Raw genomic sequence first — 24,354 nt, 5'->3', positions numbered from 1 at the left:
GTTCGATATCATTAAGGAATTCTTAAGTAGAAAGGAAAAGGGCAGCCTAAGCCGCCCATTTCAGTTGTTGTTTCTTTCAGCTTCAATCTCGCGCCATTTGGCCACGTTCCGATTGTGCTCTTGTAATGTCTCGGCAAAGGCATGACCGCCAGTCCCATCAGCAACAAAGAAGATGAAATCGGTCTCATCTGGGGCCACCGCAGCTTCCAAGCTAGCAAGTCCTGGATTGGCAATCGGCGTCGGCGGGAGACCATCGATCAGATAAGTGTTCCAAGGCGTAATACGTCGAAGTTCACTCCGGCGCAGGCCACGTCCCAGCACGCCCTGACCCTTGGTGACACCATAGATCACGGTCGGGTCTGTCTGCAGCTTCATCCCCTGGTTCAGACGATTGGTGAACACGCTCGCCACTTGCCCGCGCTCCCCGGCAATACCGGTTTCCTTTTCGATGATCGAGGCCAGGATCAGCATCTCTTCGGGTGTCGCCAACGGCAACCCGTCCTGACGGCTTTCCCAAACCGAATTGATGCGCAGCTCTTGCTTTTCCTGCATCTGGGTCAGAATTGCACCGCGCTGCGTCCCCGGCGACACTTCATAGCTGTCAGGTGCCAGCATCCCCTCGTCGGGAATCTCGGTCACGTTACCTTCCAGCACATCCAGCGCTTTCAGGCCTTCAACGATCTGCCAGCTGGTCACGCCTTCGGCCACAGCAATACGATACCGGGTATCCCGTTCGGCGCGTTTCTCGCCATAAACGGCAGGAACATCCTCGGCCGACGGATCAAACGAGGCCAGTTCCACGAACCGCTCGGTCCCCGGATCCAGCTCACGGATCTGGGTTTGCAAGCGAGTCACACCGATGCGATAGACAATCTCGGTCCCGCAGGTGCTCGCACCCCCTTTGGTGATCTGCTCGACGATCTGCTCCATGCTGGAGCGTTCGTTGATCAGAAAGCTACCGGCTTTCAGCAGGTTGGCCTTGTCACTGTAATCTGCGCCCAAGCGAAAGATCGTTCCGTTAGTTACGGCGCCAGTGTTCTCTAGCTCTTTGCTGACCTGCCCCATGTTCGAGCCGGTCTTGACCCGCAGACAAATCGCCTGATCCAAAGGCCCCTGGGCCGTGTACTGCGACTGTCCCCACAGGATCACACCCGCAACCAGAAACATGCCAACCACAAGGATGGTCAGCATATTCGAGGCAAGAGAACGCCACATTACTCAGGTTTCCCGAAGATCACGCTTGCGTTGGTGCCACCAAACCCGAACGAGTTCGACAAGGCCACGTCAATCTTGCGCTCACGCTTGGCATTGGGTGCCAAGTCAATTGCAGTTTCGACTGCAGGATTGTCCAGGTTGATGGTTGGCGGCGCCACCTGATCCCGGATCGCAAGGATCGAGAAAATGGCTTCGATCGCACCAGCAGCTCCCAACAGGTGGCCCGTGGCGGATTTAGTCGAAGTCATGGTGGCGTTTGCTGCGTGATCACCCAGCATACGTTCCACAGCACCCAATTCAATAGTATCCGCCATGGTCGAGGTGCCGTGCGCGTTGATGTAATCCAGATCCGAAGGTTCAAGGCCGGCACTGCGCAGCGCGGCACGCATCGAACGCTCAGCACCGTCACCATCTTCAGCCGGGGCCGTGATGTGGTAAGCGTCGCCCGACATGCCGTATCCCAGCACCTCGGCATAAATCTTGGCGCCGCGCGCCTTGGCGTGCTCATAGTCTTCCAGAACCACAATACCAGCGCCCTCGCCCATAACAAACCCGTCGCGGTCGTTGTCATAGGGGCGGCTCGCGGCCTGTGGGTTGTCTGCATATTTGGTCGACAGCGCCTTGCACGCGTTAAAGCCCGCGATCCCGATTTCACAGATACAGCCTTCGCCGCCGCCCGCAATCATCACGTCCGCATCGCCAGCTCGGATGATCCGGCTTGCGTCACCAATGGCGTGTGCGCCAGTAGAACACGCAGTCACAACCGAGTGGTTCGGGCCCTTAAAGCCATGACGGATCGACACCTGACCCGAGGCCAGGTTGATCAGCGCACCCGGAATAAAGAACGGCGACACCCGACGCGGACCTTTGTCGCGGATCAGATTGGCCGTGTTGGCGATCGAGCCCAGGCCACCAATGCCCGAACCGATCAAAACGCCAGTGCGCAACTTGTCTTCTTCATCTTCAGGCGTCCAGCCCGCATCCTGCACAGCCATATCAGCGGCCGCGATGGAATAGAGGATAAAGTCCTCAATCTTACGCTGCTCTTTCGGCGGCATCCAATCATTTGGATTAAATGTCCCGTCCGTGCCATCGCCGCGCGGTACTTCGCAGGCATAGGTTGTGGTCACGCCCGATGCTTCTGCATCGAACAACGTGATCGGACCCGCGCCCGATTGCCCATCCAGCAATCGCGACCAGGTTTCCTCGACTCCGCTGGCCAACGGTGTGACCAAACCCAAACCGGTTACAACGACTCTGCGCATAAACTGCCCTCTTGCCTGCTTGCCTTTGAAAACCGCTCATACCCCGCCCAAGGGTATGGGGGCAAGAGCAAGGGCCGAATTGACACAAGCGCAATTCGGCCCAAACGCCCAAATTGGGCTAATTTTCGCACCCTCAAGGGGTGCTGTGCAATTTTTCCTGACTACTGAAATTCGGCCACCGGTTCCGGCCCCGGTTGCGACACCGACAGGGCTTCGGCCAGATCCACGGACTTGCGGAACAAAGCCCTACCGACCAACGCGCCCGAGATGTTGGGCAAATATGTCAGTCGCGCGATGTCATCGACACTGCGTACAACCCCGCTGGCTATCACCGGGGTGCGCGACTTTTCGGCTAGACCGGAAATCAGACCCAGCTGCGCCTCGACATCGTCCATGTCGCTGTCGATGTCGGTTACCACGATGCCCGCAAAAGGCGTGTCACCAAAGGCCTCGACGAACCCTTCGGGCGTGAATGCGCTGGAACTGCGCCAGCCTTCGGTCATCACCTGGCCCTGCCAGACGTCAACAGCCAGAACGATCTGATCCGGGTGGTGCTTGGCCAGTTCCTTGATCAACTCGGGATCACGCGCCGCCAACGTACCGACAACAATGCGCCCGGCGCCTTTGTCGATCCAGCTCTCGATGGAATCACGCGTGCGCATGCCACCGCCCAGCTGAACCGGGATACCGGCCGAACGAATGATTTCTTCAACCAGTTCGGCATTTACGTCGCTGCCGTCAATGGCATCGAAATCGGTCAGGTGCATCCATTCGGCCCCCGCAGCAGCCCAGGCCCGTGCGGTTTCCACCGGATCGACATGCCACAGCATCGCCGAATCCAAGCGCCCCTTGTCCAGGGTCACGCATTTCCCCTGCTGAAGCTCCATGGTTGGGTAAATCATCATGAGCTTATTCCTCCGCTCAATGTGGCCACGCATTAATCGAGTGTACCATACAGCGGAGAATCTTGGGACTATGACCCAGTTTCGGCATCGCCCGTTCTGTTTGCGGCGTCCGAAACTCGGGGTGTTTCAAGACCGTGACGGTGGCCCTTTCCGCCGAAACAATTCGACCTCTGTCCCTAAGTACTCGGCTGTCCGCAGCGAGGTGTACCCGAGCTTGCGCGCCAGCTTAACCGATGGCTGATTCCGCGTGTCGACCATTGCCACAAGAACACCAGGAATGACCCGGTCGAACCAGTCGTGCGCAGCCTGCACCGCTTCAAACCCCAAACCTTGCCCTTGTGCTTCGGGCAACAAAACCCAACCAGCTTCAGGGTAGACGTCAAAGTCTTCACCCAACGCGCGGTCCTTAAAGAAAAATCCAGCCTGCCCAACCATCTGGCGCGAGCGTTGCAGCACGATGGCCCATTGGCCAAATCCCGTCATCTGCCAATGTCCCGCGTTGCGCAGAAACGCATCCCAAGCCTCGCCACGGGTCCTAGCGTCCCCGCCTATGAAACGGACGACGTCTTTATCGGTCCAAATCTCGACAAAGCGTTCGAAATCCTCGGGCCTCATACCGCTCAGAGTCACCCTGGCGGTGTTGATCATGGGAATGTTGCGATTCATTGCGCGTGTGGTCTTGTTTGATGCTGCCTCAGTCCCACCGTGCAACCGCCACACGTTTAGGGCAAGCGCAATTCAGCCGCGCAAAAGAAAAACGGCGCCTCCCCGCCGGGGAAGCGCCGCTTTTTTGCTCACGACAAAGCTTAGGAAGCTTCGGTGATGAATTTGACTGCGTCGCCAAAGGTCTGGATGGTCTCGGCTGCGTCATCAGGGATTTCGATGCCGAACTCTTCTTCAAAAGCCATGACCAGCTCGACGGTGTCCAAGCTGTCTGCGCCCAGATCGTCGATGAACGAGGCGTTCTCGGTCACTTTGTCTTCTTCAACACCCAGGTGCTCTACAACGATCTTCTTCACGCGATCTGCGACGTCGCTCATGTCAATTCCTCATTCATTCAGGGCACATGTGCCCGGTTCTGCCCTTGCCCGCTCGGGGTGGCTTGGTTTTGCCCGAACTGGGCGGTTAAGGTCCCGGGGTCCCGGGCAACTGCGGGAACCGGCCCCATCGCCCGTCCCCATCAAAGATGCGCCGCCTATAGCATAGACGGACGCAGAGGCAAACGATTTCGCCGTCTGCCCCTGCGCTGCGCCTACAACATGGCCATACCGCCGTTCACATGCAAGGTCGAGCCTGTGACATATGCTGCCTCGGGGCTTGCAAGGTACAAAACTGCTGCTGCGATTTCATTAGCTTCGCCCATGCGACCAGCAGGAACCTTGGTCAAAAGGCCAGCTTTTTGGTCGTCGGTCAGTTTGTCGGTCATTGCTGTGGTGATGAAACCAGGTGCAACCGTGTTAACGGTGATTCCCCGGCTGGCGACCTCATGTGCGATGGATTTAGCCATACCAACCATGCCCGCCTTGGACGCCGCATAGTTCACCTGTCCTGGGTTACCGATAGACCCAACCACAGACGAGACATTCACGATCCGGCCCCAGCGCGCTTTCATCATGGGGCGCATGACGCCACGGCACAGACGCATGGTCGCGCTCAGATTGACGTCGATGACGCTTTGCCATTCGTCATCTGACATCCGCATGAACAGGTTGTCGCGCGTGATACCCGCGTTGTTCACCAGAATATCGACCGATCCCATCGCCTCCACAGCTTGTTTGGGCAGCGCCGTGACGGCTTCGGCATCGCTCAGGTTGCACGGCAGTACATGGGCGCGCTCGCCCAACTCATCGGCCAGCGCCTGCAAAGGCTCGACCCGTGTACCCGACAAGCCCACGGTTGCTCCGGCCGCATGCAGGACGCGGGCGATCTCGCCACCAATGCCACCAGACGCCCCGGTGATCAGGGCGGTCTTTCCGGTTAAATCAAACATATTCATATCCTTCCTGCACCCCCGGCGTTAACCATGCCGCCAGGGGTGTGAATATTGCAAACATTCAAGAGTCGTTTTGGACGACTTTTTGCACATCTTCGGGTGTACCAACTGCTTTCGAAGCAATCGAACGGTCAATTTTGCGGATCATACCGGACAAGGCTTTGCCCGCACCGATTTCCCACGCCTCGGTTACGCCTTGTGCAGCCATATACTGTACGCTTTCGCGCCAACGAACAGAACCGGTGACCTGCTCGACCAGCAACTGGCGAATGGTGTCCGGGTCCGTCACGGCCTCGGCCCGCACATTGGCGATGACAGGCACTGCAGGTGCATTGACGGTTACACTAGCCAAAGCCTCGGCCATCGCATCTGCAGCCGGTTGCATCAAAGCACAGTGGAACGGCGCGCTGACGGGCAACATAATGGCACGCTTGGCACCTTTTTCCTTGGCAATCTCGGCCGCACGCTCAACAGCGGCCTTAGTGCCTGACACAACAACCTGCATCGGATCGTTGTCGTTGGCAGCCTGACAAACGTCACCCTGCGCGGCCTCTTCTGCCACGGCGCGTACAGCGTCCAGATCCAATCCAAGGATCGCGGCCATGGCACCCTCGCCAACAGGCACGGCGCTCTGCATCGCCTGACCACGGGTGCGCAACAGGCGCGCCGTATCGGCAACCGAAATCGCCCCAACCGCTGCCAAAGCCGAATATTCACCCAACGAGTGACCCGCCACAAACGAAGCGGCGCCCATCGTGACGCCCTCAGCCTCCAACGCGCGCACTGCCGCCATAGACGTTGCCATCAACGCAGGCTGCGCGTTCTGTGTCAGCGTCAGCTCGGCAATGTCGCCTTCCCAGATCAGCGCACTCAGCTTTTCCCCAAGCGCCTCGTCCACCTCGTCAAAGATGGCCTGCGCGGCAGGATAGGCGTCGGCCAGGGCCTTGCCCATGCCGATGGTCTGTGCCCCCTGACCGGGGAAAACAAAAGCTGTGCTCATTGCGATCTCGTCCTGAACTGTCCAAAGTTGACGCACGGTTTAGACTGCCCGGACCCGCCGCACAAGCAAATGCACAAGAACATACTGGAGCCTGCGTTTAGGCACGACATCTGTGCAGCATCGCATATTGTGCGTGGTGTCATCGCAGGTAGGGTGATCGCAAGAAAATACAGGAGCACTCCCCCATGTCCCTCTCCAACTCCTTCCAAAGCTACGGAGGTGTGGCCAAGACGTTTCACTGGCTCACCGCCCTGCTGATCTTGACGGCCCTGCCCCTTGGCATGCTCGCAGACAACCTGGCCGAAGCGGTCATTGATCCAAGCATTCCCAGCACCGATACCGAAGTGGCACGGGCCGCGCTCTTCTTCTCGCTCCACAAAACTGTTGGCGTCACGGTCTTCTTCGTAGCGCTCCTTCGCATCCTCTGGGCGTTGACGCAGCCCAAGCCCGGCTTGCTCAACGCCGACCACAAGGCCGAGGCATTGGCTGCCGAAACCGTACACTGGTTGCTCTATGGCTCGTTGGTCTTTGTCCCGCTAACCGGCTGGATCCATCACGCCGCCACCACTGGCTTTGCTCCAATTTGGTGGCCCTTTAGTCAAAACCTGCCGTTTGTCCCCAAGGACGCTGCCGTGGCTGAGTTCTTTGCTGGGCTCCATTGGGTACTGCAATGGGTGCTGATTGCGGCGCTGGCCCTGCACATTGCAGGGGCCGTCAAACACCACGTCATCGACCGCGACATGACCCTGCGCCGGATGTTGCCCGGTTCCGCCGACTTGCCGCAGCCCCCCCAACAGAAACACTCGCTCTTGCCGCTCCTTTGTGCGTTGGTTCTGTGGGGCGTTGCTCTGTCCTGGGGCGCGATGCGGGGCTCTTACGCTCACCACGAAGCAACGACCGAGGCGGCAATGCTGGACGCCGTCCAGTCGGATTGGCAAGTGACCGAGGGCACGCTGGCCATCACTGTGCAGCAATTTGGCAGCCCGGTGTCAGGCGCGTTCTCTGACTGGACCGCCGCGATCACCTTTGACGAACCGGCCGCCCCCGGCCCGGCCGGTTCGGTCGACGTCACCATCTCCATCGGCTCGCTAACATTGGGGTCGGTCACCGATCAAGCCATGGGCGCGGACTTCTTCAACGTCGAGGCCTTCCCAACCGCCACCTTCAAAGGCGAGATCACCAAGTCCGAGACCGGATACGAGGCCACCGGCCCCCTCACTATCCGAGACCAATCGGTGCCAATCACCCTACCCTTTGCCTTGAATGTGCGAGACGACACGGCCTCCATGACCGGCAAACTACAGCTCAACCGATTGGAATTTGCTGTCGGCGCTCACATGCCAGACGAAGGGTCACTGGGCTTTGGGGTGGATGTTGACATCTCCCTGACGGCCGCGCGCGGGCAGTAACGCCGCCAAAAACGAAAAGGGCCGCCAGATCATTTCTGGCGGCCCTTTCTTGTTTCTGGCGAAAGGCAATTATTCCGCCTTCATCGCCTCAACCGAAATCTTCAGGTTCACTTCGTCGCCAACAAACGGAGCGAACTTGCCCAAGTCGAAATCCGAACGCACCAGCGTGGTGGTCGCATCAAAACCGGCCCAAGGCTTACCAGCCATCGGGTGCTCGCCCGCTTGGTTCAGCTTTGCATCCAGAACAACGGATTTTGTCACATCGTTCAGTGTCAGGTCGCCAGTAATCTTGGCCGTGTTGTCACCGGTCACCTCGATGGCGGTCGAAGTAAAGGTCACCAGATCGCCTTCGGCTGCACCAAAGAAGTCATCAGACATAAAATGACCGTCACGCTGCTCCCAGCCCGTGAACATCGACATCACTGGCATCGAAACGGAAACGGACGAATTCGCCGGGTCTTCCTGATCGAACATAATCTCGCCCTCAAAGCCCGAGAACATGCCATATGTGGTCGAGAACCCCAGGTGGTTGTAGTCAAACAGAACCTGACTGTGGCTGGAGTCCAGTACATACTTTTCAGGGGCCGCAAGGCCCGCGGTTGCAACAGTTGCCAGGGCGGCGGCCAGCAGAGTGGTTTTCATTGGAATGGCTCCATGCATTGAATACGCAAAAATTACGCGGCCGCATCACGACCACGTGAAAAGAGATGTGCCGCCCGAGGGCGGCAAACAAGTCTCAATTATCCAACAGAGTCTGTTCCTAGATGAACACTCCGTGATCAGCTGGCGATATTCACCATGCCGCTCAGCTGGGCGCGCAGGGCCTGACGCACGTCAGGTGAGGCCAGCGGCAGCTTCATCAGGATAGAACCGTCTACGTCATACAGATCCATCTGGCGTTCGTGAAATTTGACGCTGCCCAGGCTTTCATAGCTGCGGCGCAGCACGGTTTGCGGGCGGCCACGGTTGTTCTTTTGCAGAACGCGCACCTCCCGGCGGATCGGGTCAAAATAGGCGTCAGGCTGGTTGTCCACATGGTGCATCATCAGCAAAACCATGCCACAGAGCAGCAGGAAAAACGAAACGCCCAGTTTCATCACGATCAGATCTGGATCAACGGATGTTCCCGGCAAAACCCACATGCCCGCGGACCCAAGGATCAGGGCTGTTCCGGCAATACGGAAGATCACCGTGCGAATGGGCCAGTTGGGCGCAAAGGTGATCATTAGGGGAACGGTCTCCTCGAACGACGGCATCGCGAGGGGGTGTTGAAGTACTTGCTGTTGAACCGCAGTCATCTCTGTCGTGTCCTGTCGCACTAAGCTCCTGAGACGAGCCAATCCCGCCTGCTTTGGTTAACCATGGGTAAGCAAGATGACGGGAATGGGGCAAAGGCGCGGCCAATTGGGGCAATGGCTGGGAAATACGCGGGCATTTGGTTAACGAAACTGGGGGGCACAGTTGGCCAACGGCTGATTTGCCATCACGTGTTTCGGTGAACTTCAATGGCAGCTATGAGCCCAATTCAGACGTCAATCTCGCAGAGTTTGCCTAAGTCTCCTGCGACAGCCCTACGTACCGAATTGGAATTGCTTTGATCATTCAATACCCATTCCGACATCGAATGATACAGGTTGTGCCCCCGCGTTGACGACTTCCACGACATGGTCGCCAGACTGCCATAACTGCCCTCGATACGGTGTGTCGGAGGAAGTCAGATCGAGCAGCAGAGAGCCGTCCGGATTGAAAATTTTGTAGTCCAGAGCTCCGCCGTACGAACCGACATCCACATTTAGAAACTTCCCATCGTTTGCGCCGAGAATGTAACGGACGGACGTACCGGGTTGGAGGGTTCCACTCATTGCTGTGCCACTGGTGCCCGCGTCGAATTTCACTCTCTGCTCACCAGACACAGTTTGCGATGCGGCACTTGCACCCGCCGATACACCGCCACCATTATTCGCTGCCTTGCCCTCGCCATTGAGGGGACGCAGCTCAGCGACCTCGGGGCCGGACCATACGATACATTCGTATTCGACACCGTTCCCGTCGCGTAGTCGCACCATGATTGCTGCTTCACTATACTCCTGACCCAAAACTTCTCCACCCACGTTGCCGTGGCGGGAGATCAGCTCATCAATACACGCATTCGCTTCATCGGAGATATCGGCAAGCGCCGAAACGGGAAACAGGAGAAGAGGAAGCATTTTCTTTAACATCGCGAAGCTCCAATCATCGAAGGACAGAAATTTTCTTGGCAGAAAATTAGCGCGAAAGGCTGATACCTCAACTAAAAGGCTGATACCTCAACTAAATAGTGCTCGATTTGATTTTCAGTCAATAGCGGCTTCGTCCCAAAAGCTGCCTTCCGCAAGGGCCCTGCTCCCCCTCCTGCCAAGGATCCGCGGCGATCCCCCCTTGCCCACACCGCCCAGCCGTGTATATGGGGCCATCCTTTCACAAAACGGATAACCGCGCAGCCTCTCGTGGCAGGGTCGTGAAAGGGATTTGACCCCGCCTTTGAAATGCGCCTAGATAGAAACAGGAGTTCGCATGCCGCTGTATGAGCATGTAATGATTGCGCGTCAGGACCTGTCCAACACGCAAGCCGAAGGTCTTATCGAACACTTTGGTGCCGTTCTGTCCGACAATGGCGGTAGCCTTGTTGACAGCGAGTACTGGGGCGTCAAAACAATGGCCTACAAGATCAACAAGAACCGCAAGGGCCACTATTCCTTCCTGCGTTCGGATGCACCTGCTCCGGCCGTTCAGGAAATGGAACGCCTGATGCGCCTGCATGACGACGTGATGCGCGTTCTGACCATCAAGGTCGACGAGCACAAAGAGGGCCCCTCGGTCCAGATGCAGAAGCGCGATGAGCGCGAAGGCCGCCGCGAGCGCCGCTGATCTTAGCTTGAGAAAAGGACACTAAACCATGGCCGCAAAACCATTTTTCCGCCGTCGTAAGGTCTGCCCCTTCTCGGGCGACAATGCACCGGCAATCGACTACAAGGACACTCGTCTGCTGCAGCGCTACATCTCTGAGCGTGGCAAGATTGTCCCCAGCCGTATCACCGCCGTTTCGGCAAAAAAGCAGCGTGAACTGTCCCGTGCTATCAAGCGCGCCCGCTTCCTCGCCCTGCTGCCATACGCTGTGAAGTAAGGAGAGACTGACATGCAAGTTATCCTTCTCGAACGCGTTGCGAAACTGGGCCAGATGGGCGACGTCGTAGACGTCAAATCCGGTTACGCTCGCAACTTCCTGTTGCCTCAGGGCAAAGCCAAAACCGCTTCAGCTGCCAACCTGGCCGCATTTGAAACGATGAAAGCTCAGCTCGAAGCACGCAACCTGGAAACCAAAGCAGAAGCCGAAACACTGGCTGAAAAGCTGGATGGCCAGCAGTTCATCGTGATTCGCTCGGCATCGGATGCTGGCGCTCTCTACGGTTCGGTCACGCCCCGTGACGCCGCAGACGCAGCAACCGAAGCAGGCTTTACCGTCGACAAGAAACAGATCGTCCTGATCGCTCCGATCAAGGATCTGGGTCTGCACGCCGTCGCGGTCAAACTGCACCCCGAGGTTGAAGTTACGATCAACATGAACGTTGCCCGTTCGCAAGAAGAAGCCGAGCTGCAGGCATCGGGCAAGTCGATCCAGGAACTGGCCGCCGAAGAAGAAGCCGCCGCAGAATTTGAGATCGCCGAACTGTTCGACGATATCGGTTCCGCTGCGTCGGACGACGACGAGCTGGCCCCTGCCGAAGAAGCACCGGCCGAGGACAACACCAACGCCTAAGCTTTTCTGCTAAAAACATCAAAAAGCCGCGCACTTCATTGCGCGGCTTTTTTTGTTGAGGCCAACGTCCTCAACTTATTTTGATCCCGCTCCCTGCCAGCTACGTAATTAACTTAACCGCGTCTGAAACCCCGAGGATCTCTGTGAATACTGCAATCTCAACAATCTGCACCGCCCTTTTCGCTGCAACCCTTATGTCTGCATCCGCAGCCCAAGCCGAGTTAAGCGTCACCTTTATAGAAAGCGCCCCAAAAGACCGTTTTGTGATCAGCAATAGCGGCTCTTGTGACATTGTTTCCGGAACCCTTCGTCTCGAACTGTCGTCGTCGAAAGGCGCATTGATCTTTGACGTGACCGGTTCCGGCGCCGGGGTTGAAGTTTATCAACCCTTTGAATTGATCGAAGGCCGGTCCGCGTTGTCGAAAATCCCATCTGTGATGGACGGTCAAACTGCTCTAGACCTCGATATTGATCACCTGAAGTCAGGTGCATCGATTGCCTTCACAATTGACGTCGATGATACCTTGGGCGCACGCGAGATCACAGTCACCGGTTCCGAAATTTCCGGTGCAACATTACATCTGACACAAGGCAATCGAACGAACTCTGCAGCTTTCTCGAGCGCAGCCACCGCAACCCTTCCATCTCGTTCCTGCTAGCCACGTAGGGTGAACTGAAATGAGCGCATCAACTCTTCAGTCGAACGGCCCAAGCCGGACCGTGCGTTTTGCTTTCCTTGTCTTAGTAATGGGCGGCGGCATTACCATCGGCATCATGACGGCACCGGGGGATTGGTATGTCGCGTTGAACAAACCGTGGTTCAACCCGCCCAATTGGGTGTTTGGCCCGGCTTGGACGCTGCTGTACCTACTGATTGCAATGGCCGGGTGGCGTTCCTTTGCGGCTGGTCCACTGTCGCGTCAATCAAGGCTATGGTGGATACAGCTTGGGCTAAACTTCGCTTGGTCGCCTGTCTTTTTCTTCCTGCAACAACCTGTGTTTGCCTTTGCAGTCATTGCAGCACTACTGTTCGCGATTGCCCTCTTCATCCGCATCAGCTGGATCTCTGATCGAACGTCCGCCCTGGCAATGGTTCCTTATCTGGCTTGGGTAAGCTTCGCTTCTTTACTGAATCTTTCGATCATATTGCTGAACTGAGAGGCACCCAATGAAACTTTTCAAACTTTCGCTGATCGTGGCTCCCGTCTGGCTTTTCGGAGGCGTGATTTTGAGCGCAGAACCTTTTGAAGCCTTTGAAGATAACCCGGAAACCCGTTGGCAATACGTCGCGGATACAGTGATGGGGGGCGTTTCAACTGGACGTTTGCAGTTCGAGCAAGGGCCCAAGGAATCCTTTGCCCGCCTCGAAGGTCAGGTCAGCACCGAAAACAACGGCGGCTTCATACAGTTTCGAAATACGCTCCAAACTCGCCCGCCTTCCGATGCCCAGGGCGTTCGGATTGTCGTCAGGGGTAATAACCAACCCTATTTCCTTCATTTGCGCACCACAGGAACCCTGTTGCCGTGGCAGTATTATCAGACCAAATTTGACACCCGCGACAACTGGACCGAAGTTCTTTTGCCGTTTTCAGCGTTTGAACGGTCTGGTCGCCTGTTGCGTTCGACAGTTTCCCCGGAGTCGGTAATTTCGGTTGGAGTAGTGGCCTTTGGACGTGATCACGCGGCACGGATCGATGTCGCAGAGGTCGGGTTCTACTAAGAGCGGCACCTGACAATCAGCTACAAGGTCCGAACACGATGGGTCGGCAAGTTTCGGCACATTTGGCTGATACGAGTTTCCGTGTAAGTCTTGGTGGGATAGGATTTGCTCAGCACAGAGCGGAGACCCAAAATGAAACATCTGACACGCCGTTCCGCCATTTTGATCACTTTGAGCTTTGCGACCACCGCGTGTAGCCGGGAGGAACCGTCTCCGCCCGCCTATGACCCGCCACTTTACCCAAACGAAACACCCGAGCTGCGCGCGTCCATCAACAAATGGGCGGATCACTATGAGTTACCTCGCGAAATGGTACACAAGCTGGCCATTCGGGAAAGTACGCATCGCCCGTGGGCCGTGAACCGCCCGTATTATGGCCTGTTGCAGATCTTGCCTGCTACAGCGCGGTCGATGGGGTTCAAGGGGCAGCCAAAGGACCTGCTGAACGCCGAAACCAATCTTGAATTTGCGGGCAAGTACCTCAAAGGCGCCTGGCTGCTGGCAGACGGCGATCAGGCGCGCGCCATACGGCTTTATGCCACCGGGTACTACTATGAGGCCAAGCGCCGTGGAATGCTGGTGGAAACGGGTCTGGTGAAGCCCAAAAACTGATCCTCTGCCCGCCCCTGATATTAAAGGGCGGGCAGAACATCTATTGCGCGGATCAATCGTCCGACGAAAGCACCTTCCAGATCACAGCACCTACAGCCGCCCCAATCAGCGGCGCGACCCAGAACATCCACAACTGCGCCATGGCTGGACCATCAGCAAAAAGCGCCACACCGGTCGAGCGAGCCGGGTTGACCGAAGTGTTAGTCACCGGGATTGAGATCAGGTGGATCAGCGTCAGCCCCAGACCAATCGCAATTGGTGCGAACCCGGCAGGGGCGCCTTTGGACGTAGCCCCCAAAATGATGATCAGGAAAAACGCGGTCATCACAACCTCGATCACGAACCCAGACATCATTGAATATCCTTGCGGCGAGGCCTCGCCATAACCGTTCGAGGCAAAACCACCAACGCTTTCAAATCCACTCTGGCCTGACACGATAATATATAGAACTACGGCGGCGGCGATTGCGCCCACCACCTGTGCAATCCAATAGGGCAACAGCTCTTTGGCATCGTGCCGTCCACCGATGACCAAGCCAAGCGTCACTGCCGGATTGAAATGCCCGCCCGATATATGCCCCACCGCAAACGCCATCGTCAAAACGGTCAAACCAAAGGCAAGGGACACCCCAAGCCATCCGATCCCAACGTCTGCCACGCCCGCAGCCAGAACGGCGCTACCGCAACCGCCCAACACCAGCCAAAAGGTTCCGACAAACTCTGCCGCCAATTTGTTCATCATGTCGCGTACTCCAATTCACTGCGGACGCCATTGGGCGACCCATATCCTTATTGCCACTTTTGCCTTGTTGCCCTGTTCAAACTTACGGAAACAGAGCCACTTCCCGGACTGGCCCATTGCACCGGAAATCGTTCACTACAAACACATGTATCTAGGACCTTTTTTTCAAATTTTTCAAGAAAGTCGTTTGTTACCCAACGAAACGATCAACCATAAGGGGAATTATTGTTGCTTGAGACACTCATGTCAGGCACTGTTTGGAAACAGATATGAGACCAGCGACCTCGGCACATGAGCCGCTTGAAATTGCGGTGAATTGAACGCCTTCGTTCGTTGATGATTTACAGGTGAGCAACGTATGAACTCGATAGACAGCCTAGTTGGCTCAAAGATACGCGCCCGGCGGAAATCCCTGGGCATCAGCCAGGTCGAACTCGGCCGTGCTATTGGAGTGCGCTTTCAACAGGTTCAGAAATACGAATCTGGGGCAAACCGGGTCAGCGCTTCGCGGCTTTGGTTGATCGCCGAGACTTTGGACCTTCACATCAATCATTTTTTCGAAGAAACACCGCTACTTCCTTCTCCCCTCAGCAAGCCATTTCACCGGCCCGATAATTTCGGCAAAACCCGCGACGAACAGGACACACTGGAACTAATTGAATTCTTTACAGACTTGTCAGCAGAACAAAAGCATGCTGTTCTTACCATAATCAAGAACATGTCGGCCCGCTCACACCCGTCTACAGTAGACATAGAAGGTTAAGTCCCGACATCCTAGCGGTCCTGGCTGATGTCTAAAATGGATATAGTGGATCTTGGCACCCTGCCAAAAACAGAAAGTCACTATAGTGGTTTTCTCGATCAGGTGCGCGAAAAATTTGAACTGGATAATGTTGCCTACGCAGGAATCAACCCTGTCAGTGGAACTATCCATGGACATGTCACTTATGACGACGCCTGGAAAACACATTACACCGAACAGAATTTTCAACTGATCGACCCGACTCTGCACATGCCCCAACGCAGTATCGCGCCAGTGGACTGGAGCAGGCTTGAACGCAGCGACCAGTTTCGTCAGGTGTTTCGAGACGCCAATGATTTTGGTATTGGTGACCAGGGACTGACCATACCCGTGCGTGGACCATATGGCGATGTTGGCCTGCTCAGTGTCACCCGCGACTGCAGCAAGTCGGAATGGAACAAACTGGTGGGGCACGTGATCAGCGACCTGCAATCCATGGCAGTACACATTCATGATTCCGTCATGAGTTCGGACGCCCTCACCCAGGTTTTGCTGCATCCTTCTTTGTCCAAACGCGAAGTAGAGATCTTGCAATGGGTGGCCGCAGGCAAGTCGCAACAGGATATCGGTGATATTTTGTCGATTTCCCACCGAACCGTAGAAGTTCATCTGCGTTCCAGCCGCGAAAAATTGTATGCGCTCACAACCGCCCAAGCCGTTGGTCGAGCTATTGGCTTTGGCTTGATTTTCCCCGGTTAAATTATCATTCCCGCCAGACTACGGGAATCCCCCAATAGTCCCTCCCGTCCAGATAGGTAACCATTGGTTTACCGTTAACCACTCGATGGGGGAAAAGATGATTATTGTGATTGATGCTCTTAACAAGCACCTGTTCAGTTCAGTTCTTGAGGATATGTTTCGTCTTCGCGGTAGGGTCTTCGGGGGTCGTCTGGGATGGGACGTGACGCTCGAAGATGGTAAGGAAATTGACGACTTCGACAACTTGGACCCTGCCTATGTGGTGGGACTTGATGACGACGGCAACGTCGTTTCGGCCGTGCGTGCCCTGCAGACAACTGGGCCCCACATGCTGGCCGACGTGTTTCACGCCATTCTCGATGGCGAGGCACCTCTACGCAGCGCAACCATGTGGGAATCAACCCGCTTTTGCGTTGACACGCAACGCCTGACCCGTGGCAAAGACCGCAATTCGGTCTCGTATGCGACATGCGAGCTGATGATTGGTTCGCTCGAATTCGCCCGCCGATCAGGAATCCAGGACATCGTAACAGTCATGGATCCTGTCATGGATCGTGTTCTGAAACGGTCCAACAACGCGCCATACGGCTATGTCGGCAGGACCGTTCCCATGGGCAAGGTCCCCGCGCTCGCCGCATTGCTGGATTGCACCGAAGAGCGCATCAACAATGTTCGTGAATTTGCAGGCATCGAACATGACGTTTTCCTCACTGAGGAAGAGGCACTGAGACTTTTAATCCACTCAAAGAGCACAACAAAAATGCCACTGGATACTACAACGGCCACCACTCCCGCTAACCGCGACCATAAACCGCTCAGTTCGTTGGAAAAGTACTTTGTCGAGCAAATGCGAGCGGCCAAGACAGAAGAAGAGGTCAAATCGGTTCTGGATCTGATCGAGGCGCTTAGCGACAGCTTTTCGGCCGAGCAACGCCAAACCTTGCGCCAAACGCCCTGGGCCCTGGCCAACGAAGCATGAATCGGGCCGACCGGCCCTGACCAAACAATGCTCCTCAAACGAAAAGAGCCGCCCATTGGGCGGCTCCTTCTGTTTCTGCTTGTGACAGCCTGGGACGATTATTCGTCTTCCAGCGCCTCAACAGCCTTCTCCAGATCGTCCTTAGAGACCTCTTTCTCGGTCACTTCGGCCAGTTCGAACACATAGTCGACGACTTTGTCTTCAAAGATCGGAGCGCGCATCTGTTGCTGCATCTGAGCGTTCTGCTGGATGAACTCAAAGAACTGACGTTCCTGACCCGGGTACTGACGCGCCTGCGCCATGATCGCCTGGGTCATCTCGGCGTCGGTCACTTCGACTTCGGCTTTCTGGCCAAGCTCGGCCAGCAGCAGGCCAAGACGCACGCGGCGCGCGGCCAACTTGGTGTGCTCTTCGGTCGCTTCAACCTCAGGGTGGTCGTGACCTTCCACTTCTGGGTTTTCTTCATGCCACAGCTGATGTGCGATCTGCTTGGCTTCGGCGTCCAACAGCGACGGCGGCAGGTCGAACGACACTTTGCCGTCCAGCGCGTCGAGCAGAGCGCGCTTTTGAACCGCACGCGATGCGCCAGCGTATTCCGCTTCCAGACGCTCGCTGATCTGACCTTTCAGGCCAGCCAGGTCTTCGGCACCGAACTTTTGGGCCATTTCGTCGTTGATCTCTGCAGCAACCGGCTCTTTAACTTCTTTGACGTTGCACGAGAAGACGGCTTCTTTGCCGGCCAAGTGTTCTGCCTGATAGTCATCCGGGAAAGAGACCGTTACGTCTTTTTCTTCTTCGGCTTTCACACCAACCAGCTGCTCTTCGAAACCGGGGATGAAGCTGTTGGAGCCCAGAACCAGCGGGTAATCTTCGGCGGAACCACCTTCAAACGCTTCGCCGTCAACCTTACCGACGAAATCAAACACAACCTGGTCGCCGTCTTTGGCCTTGGAGCCTTTGCGGCGCGCTTTGAAATCTTGCGCAGTTTCGGCCAGGTTGCCCAGGGCCTCTTCCACAGCGGCGTCGTCTGCTTTAACGACCAGCTTCTCCAACGAGATCGACTTCAGATCGACTTCGGGGATCTCGGGCAGCGCCTCATAGGCCATCTCGACGTGGACGTCGTCGCCCTCTTTCCAGTCTTCGTTGGTCATCTTGACTTCGGGCTGCAGCGCCGGACGGTCACCGCTGTCCTCAAAGTGCTGGTTCATGGCGCCGTCGATGGTTTCCTGCATCGCTTCGCCAAGCAGACGCTGACCAAACTGCTTTTTCAGCAGGGCCATGGGCACCTTGCCCTTGCGAAAGCCCTTCATTTCAACTTCGGGCTGCGCTTCGACCAGCTTTTCGTTGACCTTATCGTCCAGCTCAGCCGCAGTAACCACGATGTTGTAGCCGCGCTTCAGACCTTCGTTCAGCGTCTCGGTAACCTGCATTCTTAGTCCCCATAGGATTTGGGGCGCGCAAAACGGGCGCGCCGGGAAATTTGACGCCTTCTATTTGCCCTGCCCCGCCGGTGCAAGAGGCATTGCACAAGAACAGGCCAGGACTTGCCGTCAAACCAATAAAAAACACGCCGCACGAGGGAATGCGGCGTGTTCACTTTGACAGTCTGATCAGAAAATCAGAACTTCCAGCGGGCACCCAGGATCATCGACTGGTTGTCCTGGTAGGAAACCGCGGTCGAGTCGTGTTCGTGGCGCTGGACACCAAAGTATGCGTCGGCGTTGATCGGATCGATACGCTGCGCGATACCGATGCCGATCACTTTGGATTTCGACCCGTTGGTGTCAAAATCGCTGCCATCTTTATAGTGGATACCAATGCCGGTCTTGCCGATCGAGAACCAGTCCTGCTCATAGGCGATCTTGCCGTAAACATAGTTCGGATCAGTTGCACCAGCTGAGTCATCGCTACGCGTGCCGGCCGCCATGGTGAAGCTCAGGCCGTTTTGCAGTTTGACCGAGGCCGAACCGATGGTGTCCGAACGCTTGGCGCCGTTGCTGCGATCGCGCACCGAGTAGGCGACCGCAGCTGCGAATTCTGCGCCGCCAAAGTCCTTGGCGTAGTTCAGAGCGACGTCATAGTAATCGTCGTCATCAGTGGTCGACAGGACGTTTTTACCATAAGCAAAAGCGGCGATAAAACCGCTGAACTCGGGCGTGTCATACCGCACGCGGCCACGACGCGAGCCATCAAAGGTGCCGAAAGTGCTGCCAACAGTCGGGCCGTTCAGCGCGCCATTGGGGTTGCGGAAAATAAAGCTGTCGTTGACGTCGGTGGTGGCCGAGTTCAGCACTTCGCTCACATAAGACAGGTCAACGCTGGTTGCACCGTCTGCCGCCATGCTGCCCTGACCGGCCGAAAACGTACCGTAGTTGCCGCGCAACGCAAAGTCGACGTAACGGATATCCGTCCGCGACCAGCCGCTGGTGTTGCGACCGTTCTGGTCAATATCAGCCGACCCAGGCAGATTCAGGCTGGTTTCAAAGCGGAACAGGAAGGTGTTCGCACCAAAATCCTGCGCACCACGTACACCGATGCGGCTTGCCGAGATCGAGCTGTCCGTGAGGTTTGTTTCGGTCTGCTGACCATCATCTACGCGCGTGATCGATGGGTTGAACTGACCGTACAGACGGACCCAACCGCCCGAGCCGTTTTCATAGCGTAATTCAGCTGCAGCTGGCGCAGCAATGCTCGCCGCAACTAGTGCAGAGACAGACGTAAGTTTAAGTTTTTGTGACATTTTTTTCACCACGGTGTGTTTCTGATAGTAACAGTCAGGAATATGAACTTGGATGGCGAAACTTGAAGAGTTCATCCCGCCAGCGATGCTCTCTATTGCAATTCGGTCACAGTGAACTTGAGTCGGAAACACCTCTTAACCAACGGAAAAAGGGGTTTGAGAAACATGGCGCAATCTCGGGAAAACTGTCACAAGAGATAATCGTACACACATTTATGACGTGGACTCATATCGGCATTGCGAATGCGCGATAGCGGTGGCGTCGATCCGCTCATCACACCCATCGCTCCTGCAGCAATCCGCCTAAAATCAACTACCCACAACCCAGGACCGACTGACCTGCCAAGAACCTTTGAAACTCAATTCTGACAGATCACAAAAAAACGCCGCGCAACAACGCGGCGTTCCAAGATTTGTGTTCTCTGATTTAGATCAGAAGCGCCAGCGGGCACCAAAAAGGACGGCGTTCACGTCCTGATAGGCCACGCCAGGGTCCGACAGCTCGTGCGTCCGGTAACCCAGGTATACCTGCGTACTGATGCTGTCGATATTCTGGTTGAGGCCCACACCAATGCTCTTGGATTTCCGGCCTGCAAGACCAAAGTCGTTGCCGTTGTAGAAGTCCACCGCGATCGAGGTGGTTCCCGCCTGCCACCAGTCGGCTTCATACCCGGCCAAAAAGTAAGTGTAATCGCCGTCATTCTTCCGGCTACCGGCCGAGAATGCAAAGTTCAAACCATTCTCCAGTTTCACCGCGAGCGTCCCAAAGGTGTCGTCACGATCCACGCCGTTGCGATCCATCCGAGAGAAGCCGACGCCGCCAGCAACCTTGGTGCCACCAAACTCGCGCACATACTTCAGCGCGACGTCATAGTATTTGTCGTTGCTGTTGGGTGTCAGAACGTCCTTACCCGCCGACAGAGCGACCTGGAACCCGTTGAACGAAGGCGAATCGTAGCGAACGCGACCCTGCCGGCCGCCATCGAGGCTGGGTGTCACGCTGCTGATGCTTATGCCCGACAAAGCACCACCAGCTGCGGTGCGGAACTGAAAGCTGCCCGCAAAGTCGCCGATGCCGTTGTAGGTGGTCATAGCGTTATTGTTCAGCGATTTGTCAGCCACGCCGTCGGTCGCCATCGACCCCTGCCCCAAGTAGACCGTACCCCAGTCCCCCTTGAAAGCGAAATCGACCTTACGAATATCGGTGCGATCCCAATCGATCCCCTTAGGGGTCGAGGTCTGGCTCACGGCGCCCGAACTGCGCAGACCAAGAGCGGTTTCAAAGTTAAAGCTGAACTCGCCACTGGACAGGGGCTGACGGACCCACATGCCAACCCGCGTGTTCGAATGCGCGTTGTCCACCAGGTTATCGGTGGTCGTCACACCGTCATCGACGGATTGGAAGGCCGGGGAAAATTGGCCGTAAATCTTTACATACCCGCCCGAAGCGTTGTCCCATTTGAATTCAGCTGCAGCTGGGGCCGCGATACCTGCCGCCAACAGCGCAGCTGCCGAAGTTAGTTTAAGCGTCTGTGTCATATTCTTCACCACTGGGAGTTCTGGAATTGATGTATAAAACATGTGGAACCCCACCTTGTTTGTTGAAGAGGCCGCAACATCTGGCCCCGTTGTTATTGCATTAATGTAACAGTCAATTCGCGCCTTTGCATGAAAAACTCCATAAATTAGGGGGCTTAGCGCATAGTCAGATCACCGGCGGATACCATGACAAGCAAAATCCAAATCGCGATCCATGTTCCAACAACATATCCGATATTCATTGAGTATCAAACTCTTGGCATTGCCCCGCCCAAAACCTGCGACATGCGCGCCAATCCGCTCACAGGATCGGTTCGACCCCGGTGACTAAGCACCGGTTTCCAGTCACACATCTGAGAGTAGTGGTGCGGGCGGGGAGACTCGAACTCCCACACCTTGCGGCGCCAGAACCTAAATCTGGTGCGTCTACCAATTCCGCCACGCCCGCATCCATCGCTCGCCACAAAGCCCCAAGGGGCCCGTTCGCGAGACTCGGCGTCTGATACACATCCCCCGAACCGGGGGCAAGAGCCGCCGTTGCAGTTTTACGCCGCCTGGCTGCCCTCTGATCTGATTAATTGCAGATCCCAGAGGCATGTTTGTCAAAAAAAGCCGCGACTTGTGCACGATTTTGCCATATTCTGACATGCAATATATTGAGGCAACTGAGCGAGAAGCGCCATGAAACCGAATACGGTCAGGCGTGCAGGCGGGGAAACTCCGCTTTCGCACCCCTATTCCACTCCGATGAATGACATCGGATTTCTGTCTGGAACCATCCTGCTGACCCAGGATGGTGAAATGCCAGTCGAGTTCATCTCGGGCGGAGACAAAATCATCACCCGCGACGCGGGATTCGTGAAGGTTCTGGGCGTCACGCGCACGATTCAGACCGTACGGGCGATTTCTTTTGCTGCCGGATCGCTGGGTGATACCCGCCCGGATCAGGATCTTGTCCTGCCCGCAGGCCAACCTGTTCTGATCCGCGACTGGCGCGCCAAGGCGATGTTTGGTGCTCCCCAAGCGATGGTGCGGGCCGATGCCCTGTTGGACGGCGAGTTCATCCGCGATTTGGGCGAACGCGAAATGGAGCTTTATCAGCTGCAGTTCGAAGGGTCCCACATTCTTTATGCCGGAGGGCTAGAGCTGGGCGCACAAACGCTGGCTGCTGAAATTCGTCCTGCGGCTTAAACACCAAGCTTTCGGAAAACAGCCGGAAGCTGTTCCGGCAAATCCTCGGCGATCAGGCCAGGGCCAAACTCCAACGCGCATTCCACATGCAACCAGGCTGCCGTCTCGGCGGCCTGCATCGGCTTAAACCCGCGCGCTAACAGCCCTGTGATGAACCCCGCGAGCACGTCGCCGGACCCGGCGGTAGCCAGCCAAGGCGCCGACCGCTCATACTGCGCCGAGCTGACCGAGCAGTGCCCGTCAGGGTCAGCAATCACCGTATCCGCCCCCTTAAACAGAACCACGCACCCTGCCCGCTTGGCCGCCGCACGCGTCGCGTCCACCTTGGAATAGGCGGGGCCATTGATGGGCACCTCGTTCAGCTTGTCTGCGATGTCGGGGAACAAGCGCGCAAACTCCCCGCCATGCGGGGTCAACACGCAGGCCTTGTGCACCTGAGAAAACAACATCTCCGGATCATCTGCAAAAGCTGACAGCGCATCCGCGTCCAATACGGTTGCCCTTTTCGCAGCCAAGGCCACCGGCACCACGTCGCGCGCCCGCGCCTGTCCCAACCCCGGCCCAAGACACAGGGCGTTCAGACGCGGATCTTCCAAAATGACGCCCAGCCCCTCGCCGCCTTCAACCCGGGCCATCATCAACGCAGTTATATGTCCGGCCACTTCCATCATTGCAGATGGTGGAACACCCAATGTCACAAGCCCAGCCCCGATTCTGAGCGCACCACGTGCCGCCAAACGCGCGGCTCCACTCCTCCCGGTCCCGCCCGACAGGACAACCGCATGTCCATGATCAAATTTGTGATCGCCGATACCTTTCGAAAGCTGTTCAGAGCCAACAGACACAAGGTTCACCCCTCTATCCTGCGAGGGTCGATCATTCAGGTCAATCTGTTTGCAGACAACTTTGCCGCAATAATGAGGGCCGTCGTCCAGATGATGGCCTCTTCGTGGTCGGTGAAAAGTCACGGTCAAACTGGCATATACCGCCCCCCAATAGTCGGACAGGGCCCGGCCACTGTCCATGCACAACCCCGTCGGTGCATCAACGGCAACGATGTTTCCCAAGGCGCAACCGGACGTGAACAGCTCGGTCACCGGTGCCATAATCCTGTCCGATGGCGCGCGGCTCAATCCGGCACCAAACATCGCGTCAACAATCAAGTCAGCGACGCAGGTTACAGGATCCAACAATGACCAATCTGAAACGCCCCCCAAATGGATCCACCTGTCGTAATTGGTTTTGGCATCCGGTGGCAGTTTCTCGGGGTCTCCATACAAGAATACCTCCAGTTCCCACCCCAACTCACACAACAACCGCGCCACGACAAACCCATCTCCACCGTTGTTGCCCGGACCACACAGGACCACTGCCCGTTTCACCCTTTTGGAAATACTCCGGGGGGAGTCCGCAGGACGGGGGGCAGCGCCCCCCTCTTCGCTCTCGGCCAGTTCAGGCCACTCCTCGAATATCGCCTCAACCACTCCAAGGCCCGCGCGTTCCATCAGCTCCAGCCCGGTCACGTTACCTGACTCGATGGCGGCCTGCTCGATGGCCCGCATTTGCGCCGCTGTCAGCAATTCAGTCATGGCTCAAACCTCGTCCGATTCAATTCTGCGCATTTTTTGTGCAACCTGCTCAAAAATTAATACAGTCCGCAAAATTGCTGCGATGCAACAGCCGCCAAAGCGCAATCCGATTGTGAGCAAAACTTAGACGTGATCTGAGAGCCGATGACAAGCATGCG

Annotated in this window: 27 protein-coding genes and 1 tRNA gene; 12 read left to right on the top strand and 16 right to left on the bottom strand. The window is 56.5% G+C overall.

Translation table 11 applies throughout. The annotated features are described in order from the left end of the window. Nucleotides 1-60: 60 nt before the first annotated feature. From mltG to fabD, 7 genes are all read right to left on the bottom strand, one after another. Nucleotides 61-1,215, bottom strand: coding sequence for an endolytic transglycosylase MltG (mltG, locus tag G6R15_RS17375; RefSeq protein ID WP_164661238.1), 1,155 nt, complete (start codon nt 1,213-1,215; stop codon nt 61-63). After that, nucleotides 1,215-2,480 (bottom strand): beta-ketoacyl-ACP synthase II, encoded by a 1,266-nt coding sequence (fabF, locus tag G6R15_RS17370; protein ID WP_164661237.1) that lies wholly within the window; start codon nt 2,478-2,480, stop codon nt 1,215-1,217. Before fabF ends, mltG begins: the two co-directional genes overlap by 1 nt. 161 nt (nt 2,481-2,641) lie before the next feature. Beyond that, a complete protein-coding gene (locus tag G6R15_RS17365; protein WP_164661236.1) occupies nt 2,642-3,385 on the bottom strand; it encodes a HisA/HisF-related TIM barrel protein in 744 nt (247 codons plus the stop codon). Between the two features lie 126 nt (nt 3,386-3,511). Next, a complete protein-coding gene (locus G6R15_RS17360) occupies nt 3,512-4,051 on the bottom strand; it encodes a GNAT family N-acetyltransferase (RefSeq protein WP_164661235.1) in 540 nt (179 codons plus the stop codon). A gap of 140 nt (nt 4,052-4,191) precedes the next feature. Then, nucleotides 4,192-4,425 carry an acyl carrier protein gene (locus tag G6R15_RS17355; protein WP_028091986.1) on the bottom strand — a complete coding sequence of 78 codons (234 nt, stop codon included), beginning with the start codon at nt 4,423-4,425 and terminating at the stop codon, nt 4,192-4,194. A 212-nt stretch (nt 4,426-4,637) separates the two neighbouring features. Next, nucleotides 4,638-5,375, bottom strand: a complete 738-nt coding sequence (gene fabG, locus G6R15_RS17350) for a 3-oxoacyl-[acyl-carrier-protein] reductase (protein WP_164661234.1) — start codon at nt 5,373-5,375, stop codon at nt 4,638-4,640. Nucleotides 5,376-5,439: 64 nt separating this feature from the next. Then, nucleotides 5,440-6,378, bottom strand: coding sequence for an ACP S-malonyltransferase (fabD, locus tag G6R15_RS17345; protein ID WP_164661233.1), 939 nt, complete (start codon nt 6,376-6,378; stop codon nt 5,440-5,442). A gap of 185 nt (nt 6,379-6,563) precedes the next feature. On the opposite strand from fabD, the gene G6R15_RS17340 reads away from it, so the two are divergent. After that, complete coding sequence (locus tag G6R15_RS17340; protein WP_164661232.1) at nt 6,564-7,787, top strand: cytochrome b/b6 domain-containing protein; 1,224 nt, start codon at nt 6,564-6,566, stop codon at nt 7,785-7,787. Between the two features lie 69 nt (nt 7,788-7,856). Here the strand turns inward: G6R15_RS17340 and G6R15_RS17335 are convergent, their stop codons facing one another. From G6R15_RS17335 to G6R15_RS17325, 3 genes are all read right to left on the bottom strand, one after another. After that, entirely contained in the window at nt 7,857-8,429 is a 573-nt protein-coding gene (locus G6R15_RS17335) for a YceI family protein (RefSeq protein ID WP_164661231.1), read from the bottom strand. Nucleotides 8,430-8,566: 137 nt separating this feature from the next. Further along, on the bottom strand, nt 8,567-9,013 hold the full coding sequence (locus G6R15_RS17330) for a hypothetical protein (protein WP_240336796.1): 447 nt from the start codon (nt 9,011-9,013) through the stop codon (nt 8,567-8,569). Between the two features lie 372 nt (nt 9,014-9,385). Further along, nucleotides 9,386-10,006, bottom strand: a complete 621-nt coding sequence (locus G6R15_RS17325) for a hypothetical protein (RefSeq protein ID WP_164661229.1) — start codon at nt 10,004-10,006, stop codon at nt 9,386-9,388. A gap of 334 nt (nt 10,007-10,340) precedes the next feature. Here G6R15_RS17325 and rpsF point away from each other — a divergent pair, with 334 nt between their 5' ends. The 7 genes from rpsF (at nt 10,341) to G6R15_RS17290 (ending at nt 13,915) form a co-directional block, all read left to right on the top strand. Beyond that, nucleotides 10,341-10,694, top strand: coding sequence for a 30S ribosomal protein S6 (gene rpsF, locus G6R15_RS17320; RefSeq protein ID WP_164661228.1), 354 nt, complete (start codon nt 10,341-10,343; stop codon nt 10,692-10,694). A 28-nt stretch (nt 10,695-10,722) separates the two neighbouring features. Then, nucleotides 10,723-10,950, top strand: a complete 228-nt coding sequence (gene rpsR, locus G6R15_RS17315) for a 30S ribosomal protein S18 (RefSeq protein WP_138165171.1) — start codon at nt 10,723-10,725, stop codon at nt 10,948-10,950. A gap of 12 nt (nt 10,951-10,962) precedes the next feature. Then, a complete protein-coding gene (rplI, locus tag G6R15_RS17310; protein ID WP_164661227.1) occupies nt 10,963-11,583 on the top strand; it encodes a 50S ribosomal protein L9 in 621 nt (206 codons plus the stop codon). A gap of 194 nt (nt 11,584-11,777) precedes the next feature. Further along, nucleotides 11,778-12,242, top strand: coding sequence for an aggregation factor core (locus tag G6R15_RS17305; protein WP_164661226.1), 465 nt, complete (start codon nt 11,778-11,780; stop codon nt 12,240-12,242). Between the two features lie 19 nt (nt 12,243-12,261). Further along, a complete protein-coding gene (locus G6R15_RS17300; protein ID WP_164661225.1) occupies nt 12,262-12,741 on the top strand; it encodes a TspO/MBR family protein in 480 nt (159 codons plus the stop codon). Between the two features lie 10 nt (nt 12,742-12,751). After that, nucleotides 12,752-13,303 carry a CIA30 family protein gene (locus G6R15_RS17295; protein WP_164661224.1) on the top strand — a complete coding sequence of 184 codons (552 nt, stop codon included), beginning with the start codon at nt 12,752-12,754 and terminating at the stop codon, nt 13,301-13,303. Between the two features lie 132 nt (nt 13,304-13,435). After that, nucleotides 13,436-13,915, top strand: a complete 480-nt coding sequence (locus tag G6R15_RS17290; protein WP_164661223.1) for a transglycosylase SLT domain-containing protein — start codon at nt 13,436-13,438, stop codon at nt 13,913-13,915. Between the two features lie 52 nt (nt 13,916-13,967). Here G6R15_RS17290 and aqpZ read toward each other — a convergent pair whose 3' ends face one another. Beyond that, complete coding sequence (gene aqpZ / locus G6R15_RS17285; RefSeq protein WP_164661222.1) at nt 13,968-14,657, bottom strand: aquaporin Z; 690 nt, start codon at nt 14,655-14,657, stop codon at nt 13,968-13,970. Between the two features lie 358 nt (nt 14,658-15,015). Between aqpZ and G6R15_RS17280 the strand changes: the two genes are divergently transcribed. The 3 genes from G6R15_RS17280 (at nt 15,016) to G6R15_RS17270 (ending at nt 17,137) form a co-directional block, all read left to right on the top strand. Next, nucleotides 15,016-15,420, top strand: a complete 405-nt coding sequence (locus tag G6R15_RS17280) for a helix-turn-helix domain-containing protein (RefSeq protein ID WP_164661221.1) — start codon at nt 15,016-15,018, stop codon at nt 15,418-15,420. Nucleotides 15,421-15,456: 36 nt separating this feature from the next. Further along, nucleotides 15,457-16,158, top strand: coding sequence for a LuxR family transcriptional regulator (locus tag G6R15_RS17275; RefSeq protein ID WP_164661299.1), 702 nt, complete (start codon nt 15,457-15,459; stop codon nt 16,156-16,158). 97 nt (nt 16,159-16,255) lie between these two features. After that, nucleotides 16,256-17,137 (top strand): acyl-homoserine-lactone synthase, encoded by an 882-nt coding sequence (locus G6R15_RS17270; protein WP_164661220.1) that lies wholly within the window; start codon nt 16,256-16,258, stop codon nt 17,135-17,137. 98 nt (nt 17,138-17,235) lie between these two features. Here the strand turns inward: G6R15_RS17270 and tig are convergent, their stop codons facing one another. The 4 genes from tig to G6R15_RS17250 all read right to left on the bottom strand — a co-directional run bounded on the left by tig (nt 17,236) and on the right by G6R15_RS17250 (nt 21,864). Then, nucleotides 17,236-18,567: a trigger factor gene (gene tig, locus G6R15_RS17265; protein WP_164661219.1), complete on the bottom strand. Its 1,332-nt coding sequence runs from the start codon at nt 18,565-18,567 to the stop codon at nt 17,236-17,238. Nucleotides 18,568-18,755: 188 nt separating this feature from the next. After that, on the bottom strand, nt 18,756-19,877 hold the full coding sequence (locus tag G6R15_RS17260; RefSeq protein ID WP_164661218.1) for a porin: 1,122 nt from the start codon (nt 19,875-19,877) through the stop codon (nt 18,756-18,758). Between the two features lie 432 nt (nt 19,878-20,309). Further along, the gene (locus G6R15_RS17255; protein WP_164661217.1) at nt 20,310-21,416 is read right to left on the bottom strand and encodes a porin; all 1,107 of its coding nucleotides are present in this window, start codon (nt 21,414-21,416) and stop codon (nt 20,310-20,312) included. 363 nt (nt 21,417-21,779) lie between these two features. Next, nucleotides 21,780-21,864: transfer RNA gene (locus G6R15_RS17250), tRNA-Leu, on the bottom strand. 233 nt (nt 21,865-22,097) lie between these two features. Between G6R15_RS17250 and G6R15_RS17245 the strand changes: the two genes are divergently transcribed. After that, nucleotides 22,098-22,607 carry a Hint domain-containing protein gene (locus tag G6R15_RS17245; RefSeq protein WP_164661216.1) on the top strand — a complete coding sequence of 170 codons (510 nt, stop codon included), beginning with the start codon at nt 22,098-22,100 and terminating at the stop codon, nt 22,605-22,607. Here the strand turns inward: G6R15_RS17245 and G6R15_RS17240 are convergent. Continuing rightward, complete coding sequence (locus G6R15_RS17240; protein ID WP_164661215.1) at nt 22,604-24,196, bottom strand: NAD(P)H-hydrate dehydratase; 1,593 nt, start codon at nt 24,194-24,196, stop codon at nt 22,604-22,606. The genes G6R15_RS17245 and G6R15_RS17240 overlap by 4 nt on opposite strands. Nucleotides 24,197-24,354 lie beyond the last annotated feature (158 nt).

Origin of the sequence: Tropicibacter sp. Alg240-R139 (assembly GCF_900537075.1) — a bacterium.
Taxonomy (GTDB): domain Bacteria; phylum Pseudomonadota; class Alphaproteobacteria; order Rhodobacterales; family Rhodobacteraceae; genus Falsiruegeria.
This window is presented reverse-complemented; position numbering and strand designations above follow the sequence as displayed.

Excerpts from the sequence above, each read along its gene's own strand:
- mltG (WP_164661238.1), bottom strand. The coding sequence starts at position 1,215 with ATGTGGCGTTCTCTTGCCTCGAATATGCTGACCATCCTTGTGGTTGGC.
- fabF (WP_164661237.1), bottom strand. The coding sequence starts at position 2,480 with ATGCGCAGAGTCGTTGTAACCGGTTTGGGTTTGGTCACACCGTTGGCC.
- G6R15_RS17365 (WP_164661236.1), bottom strand. The coding sequence starts at position 3,385 with ATGATGATTTACCCAACCATGGAGCTTCAGCAGGGGAAATGCGTGACC.
- G6R15_RS17360 (WP_164661235.1), bottom strand. The coding sequence starts at position 4,051 with ATGAATCGCAACATTCCCATGATCAACACCGCCAGGGTGACTCTGAGC.
- G6R15_RS17355 (WP_028091986.1), bottom strand. The coding sequence starts at position 4,425 with ATGAGCGACGTCGCAGATCGCGTGAAGAAGATCGTTGTAGAGCACCTG.
- fabG (WP_164661234.1), bottom strand. The coding sequence starts at position 5,375 with ATGTTTGATTTAACCGGAAAGACCGCCCTGATCACCGGGGCGTCTGGT.
- fabD (WP_164661233.1), bottom strand. The coding sequence starts at position 6,378 with ATGAGCACAGCTTTTGTTTTCCCCGGTCAGGGGGCACAGACCATCGGC.
- G6R15_RS17340 (WP_164661232.1), top strand. The coding sequence starts at position 6,564 with ATGTCCCTCTCCAACTCCTTCCAAAGCTACGGAGGTGTGGCCAAGACG.
- G6R15_RS17335 (WP_164661231.1), bottom strand. The coding sequence starts at position 8,429 with ATGAAAACCACTCTGCTGGCCGCCGCCCTGGCAACTGTTGCAACCGCG.
- G6R15_RS17330 (WP_240336796.1), bottom strand. The coding sequence starts at position 9,013 with ATGATCACCTTTGCGCCCAACTGGCCCATTCGCACGGTGATCTTCCGT.
- G6R15_RS17325 (WP_164661229.1), bottom strand. The coding sequence starts at position 10,006 with ATGTTAAAGAAAATGCTTCCTCTTCTCCTGTTTCCCGTTTCGGCGCTT.
- rpsF (WP_164661228.1), top strand. The coding sequence starts at position 10,341 with ATGCCGCTGTATGAGCATGTAATGATTGCGCGTCAGGACCTGTCCAAC.
- rpsR (WP_138165171.1), top strand. The coding sequence starts at position 10,723 with ATGGCCGCAAAACCATTTTTCCGCCGTCGTAAGGTCTGCCCCTTCTCG.
- rplI (WP_164661227.1), top strand. The coding sequence starts at position 10,963 with ATGCAAGTTATCCTTCTCGAACGCGTTGCGAAACTGGGCCAGATGGGC.
- G6R15_RS17305 (WP_164661226.1), top strand. The coding sequence starts at position 11,778 with ATGTCTGCATCCGCAGCCCAAGCCGAGTTAAGCGTCACCTTTATAGAA.
- G6R15_RS17300 (WP_164661225.1), top strand. The coding sequence starts at position 12,262 with ATGAGCGCATCAACTCTTCAGTCGAACGGCCCAAGCCGGACCGTGCGT.
- G6R15_RS17295 (WP_164661224.1), top strand. The coding sequence starts at position 12,752 with ATGAAACTTTTCAAACTTTCGCTGATCGTGGCTCCCGTCTGGCTTTTC.
- G6R15_RS17290 (WP_164661223.1), top strand. The coding sequence starts at position 13,436 with ATGAAACATCTGACACGCCGTTCCGCCATTTTGATCACTTTGAGCTTT.
- aqpZ (WP_164661222.1), bottom strand. The coding sequence starts at position 14,657 with ATGATGAACAAATTGGCGGCAGAGTTTGTCGGAACCTTTTGGCTGGTG.
- G6R15_RS17280 (WP_164661221.1), top strand. The coding sequence starts at position 15,016 with ATGAACTCGATAGACAGCCTAGTTGGCTCAAAGATACGCGCCCGGCGG.
- G6R15_RS17275 (WP_164661299.1), top strand. The coding sequence starts at position 15,457 with ATGGATATAGTGGATCTTGGCACCCTGCCAAAAACAGAAAGTCACTAT.
- G6R15_RS17270 (WP_164661220.1), top strand. The coding sequence starts at position 16,256 with ATGATTATTGTGATTGATGCTCTTAACAAGCACCTGTTCAGTTCAGTT.
- tig (WP_164661219.1), bottom strand. The coding sequence starts at position 18,567 with ATGCAGGTTACCGAGACGCTGAACGAAGGTCTGAAGCGCGGCTACAAC.
- G6R15_RS17260 (WP_164661218.1), bottom strand. The coding sequence starts at position 19,877 with ATGTCACAAAAACTTAAACTTACGTCTGTCTCTGCACTAGTTGCGGCG.
- G6R15_RS17255 (WP_164661217.1), bottom strand. The coding sequence starts at position 21,416 with ATGACACAGACGCTTAAACTAACTTCGGCAGCTGCGCTGTTGGCGGCA.
- G6R15_RS17245 (WP_164661216.1), top strand. The coding sequence starts at position 22,098 with ATGAAACCGAATACGGTCAGGCGTGCAGGCGGGGAAACTCCGCTTTCG.
- G6R15_RS17240 (WP_164661215.1), bottom strand. The coding sequence starts at position 24,196 with ATGACTGAATTGCTGACAGCGGCGCAAATGCGGGCCATCGAGCAGGCC.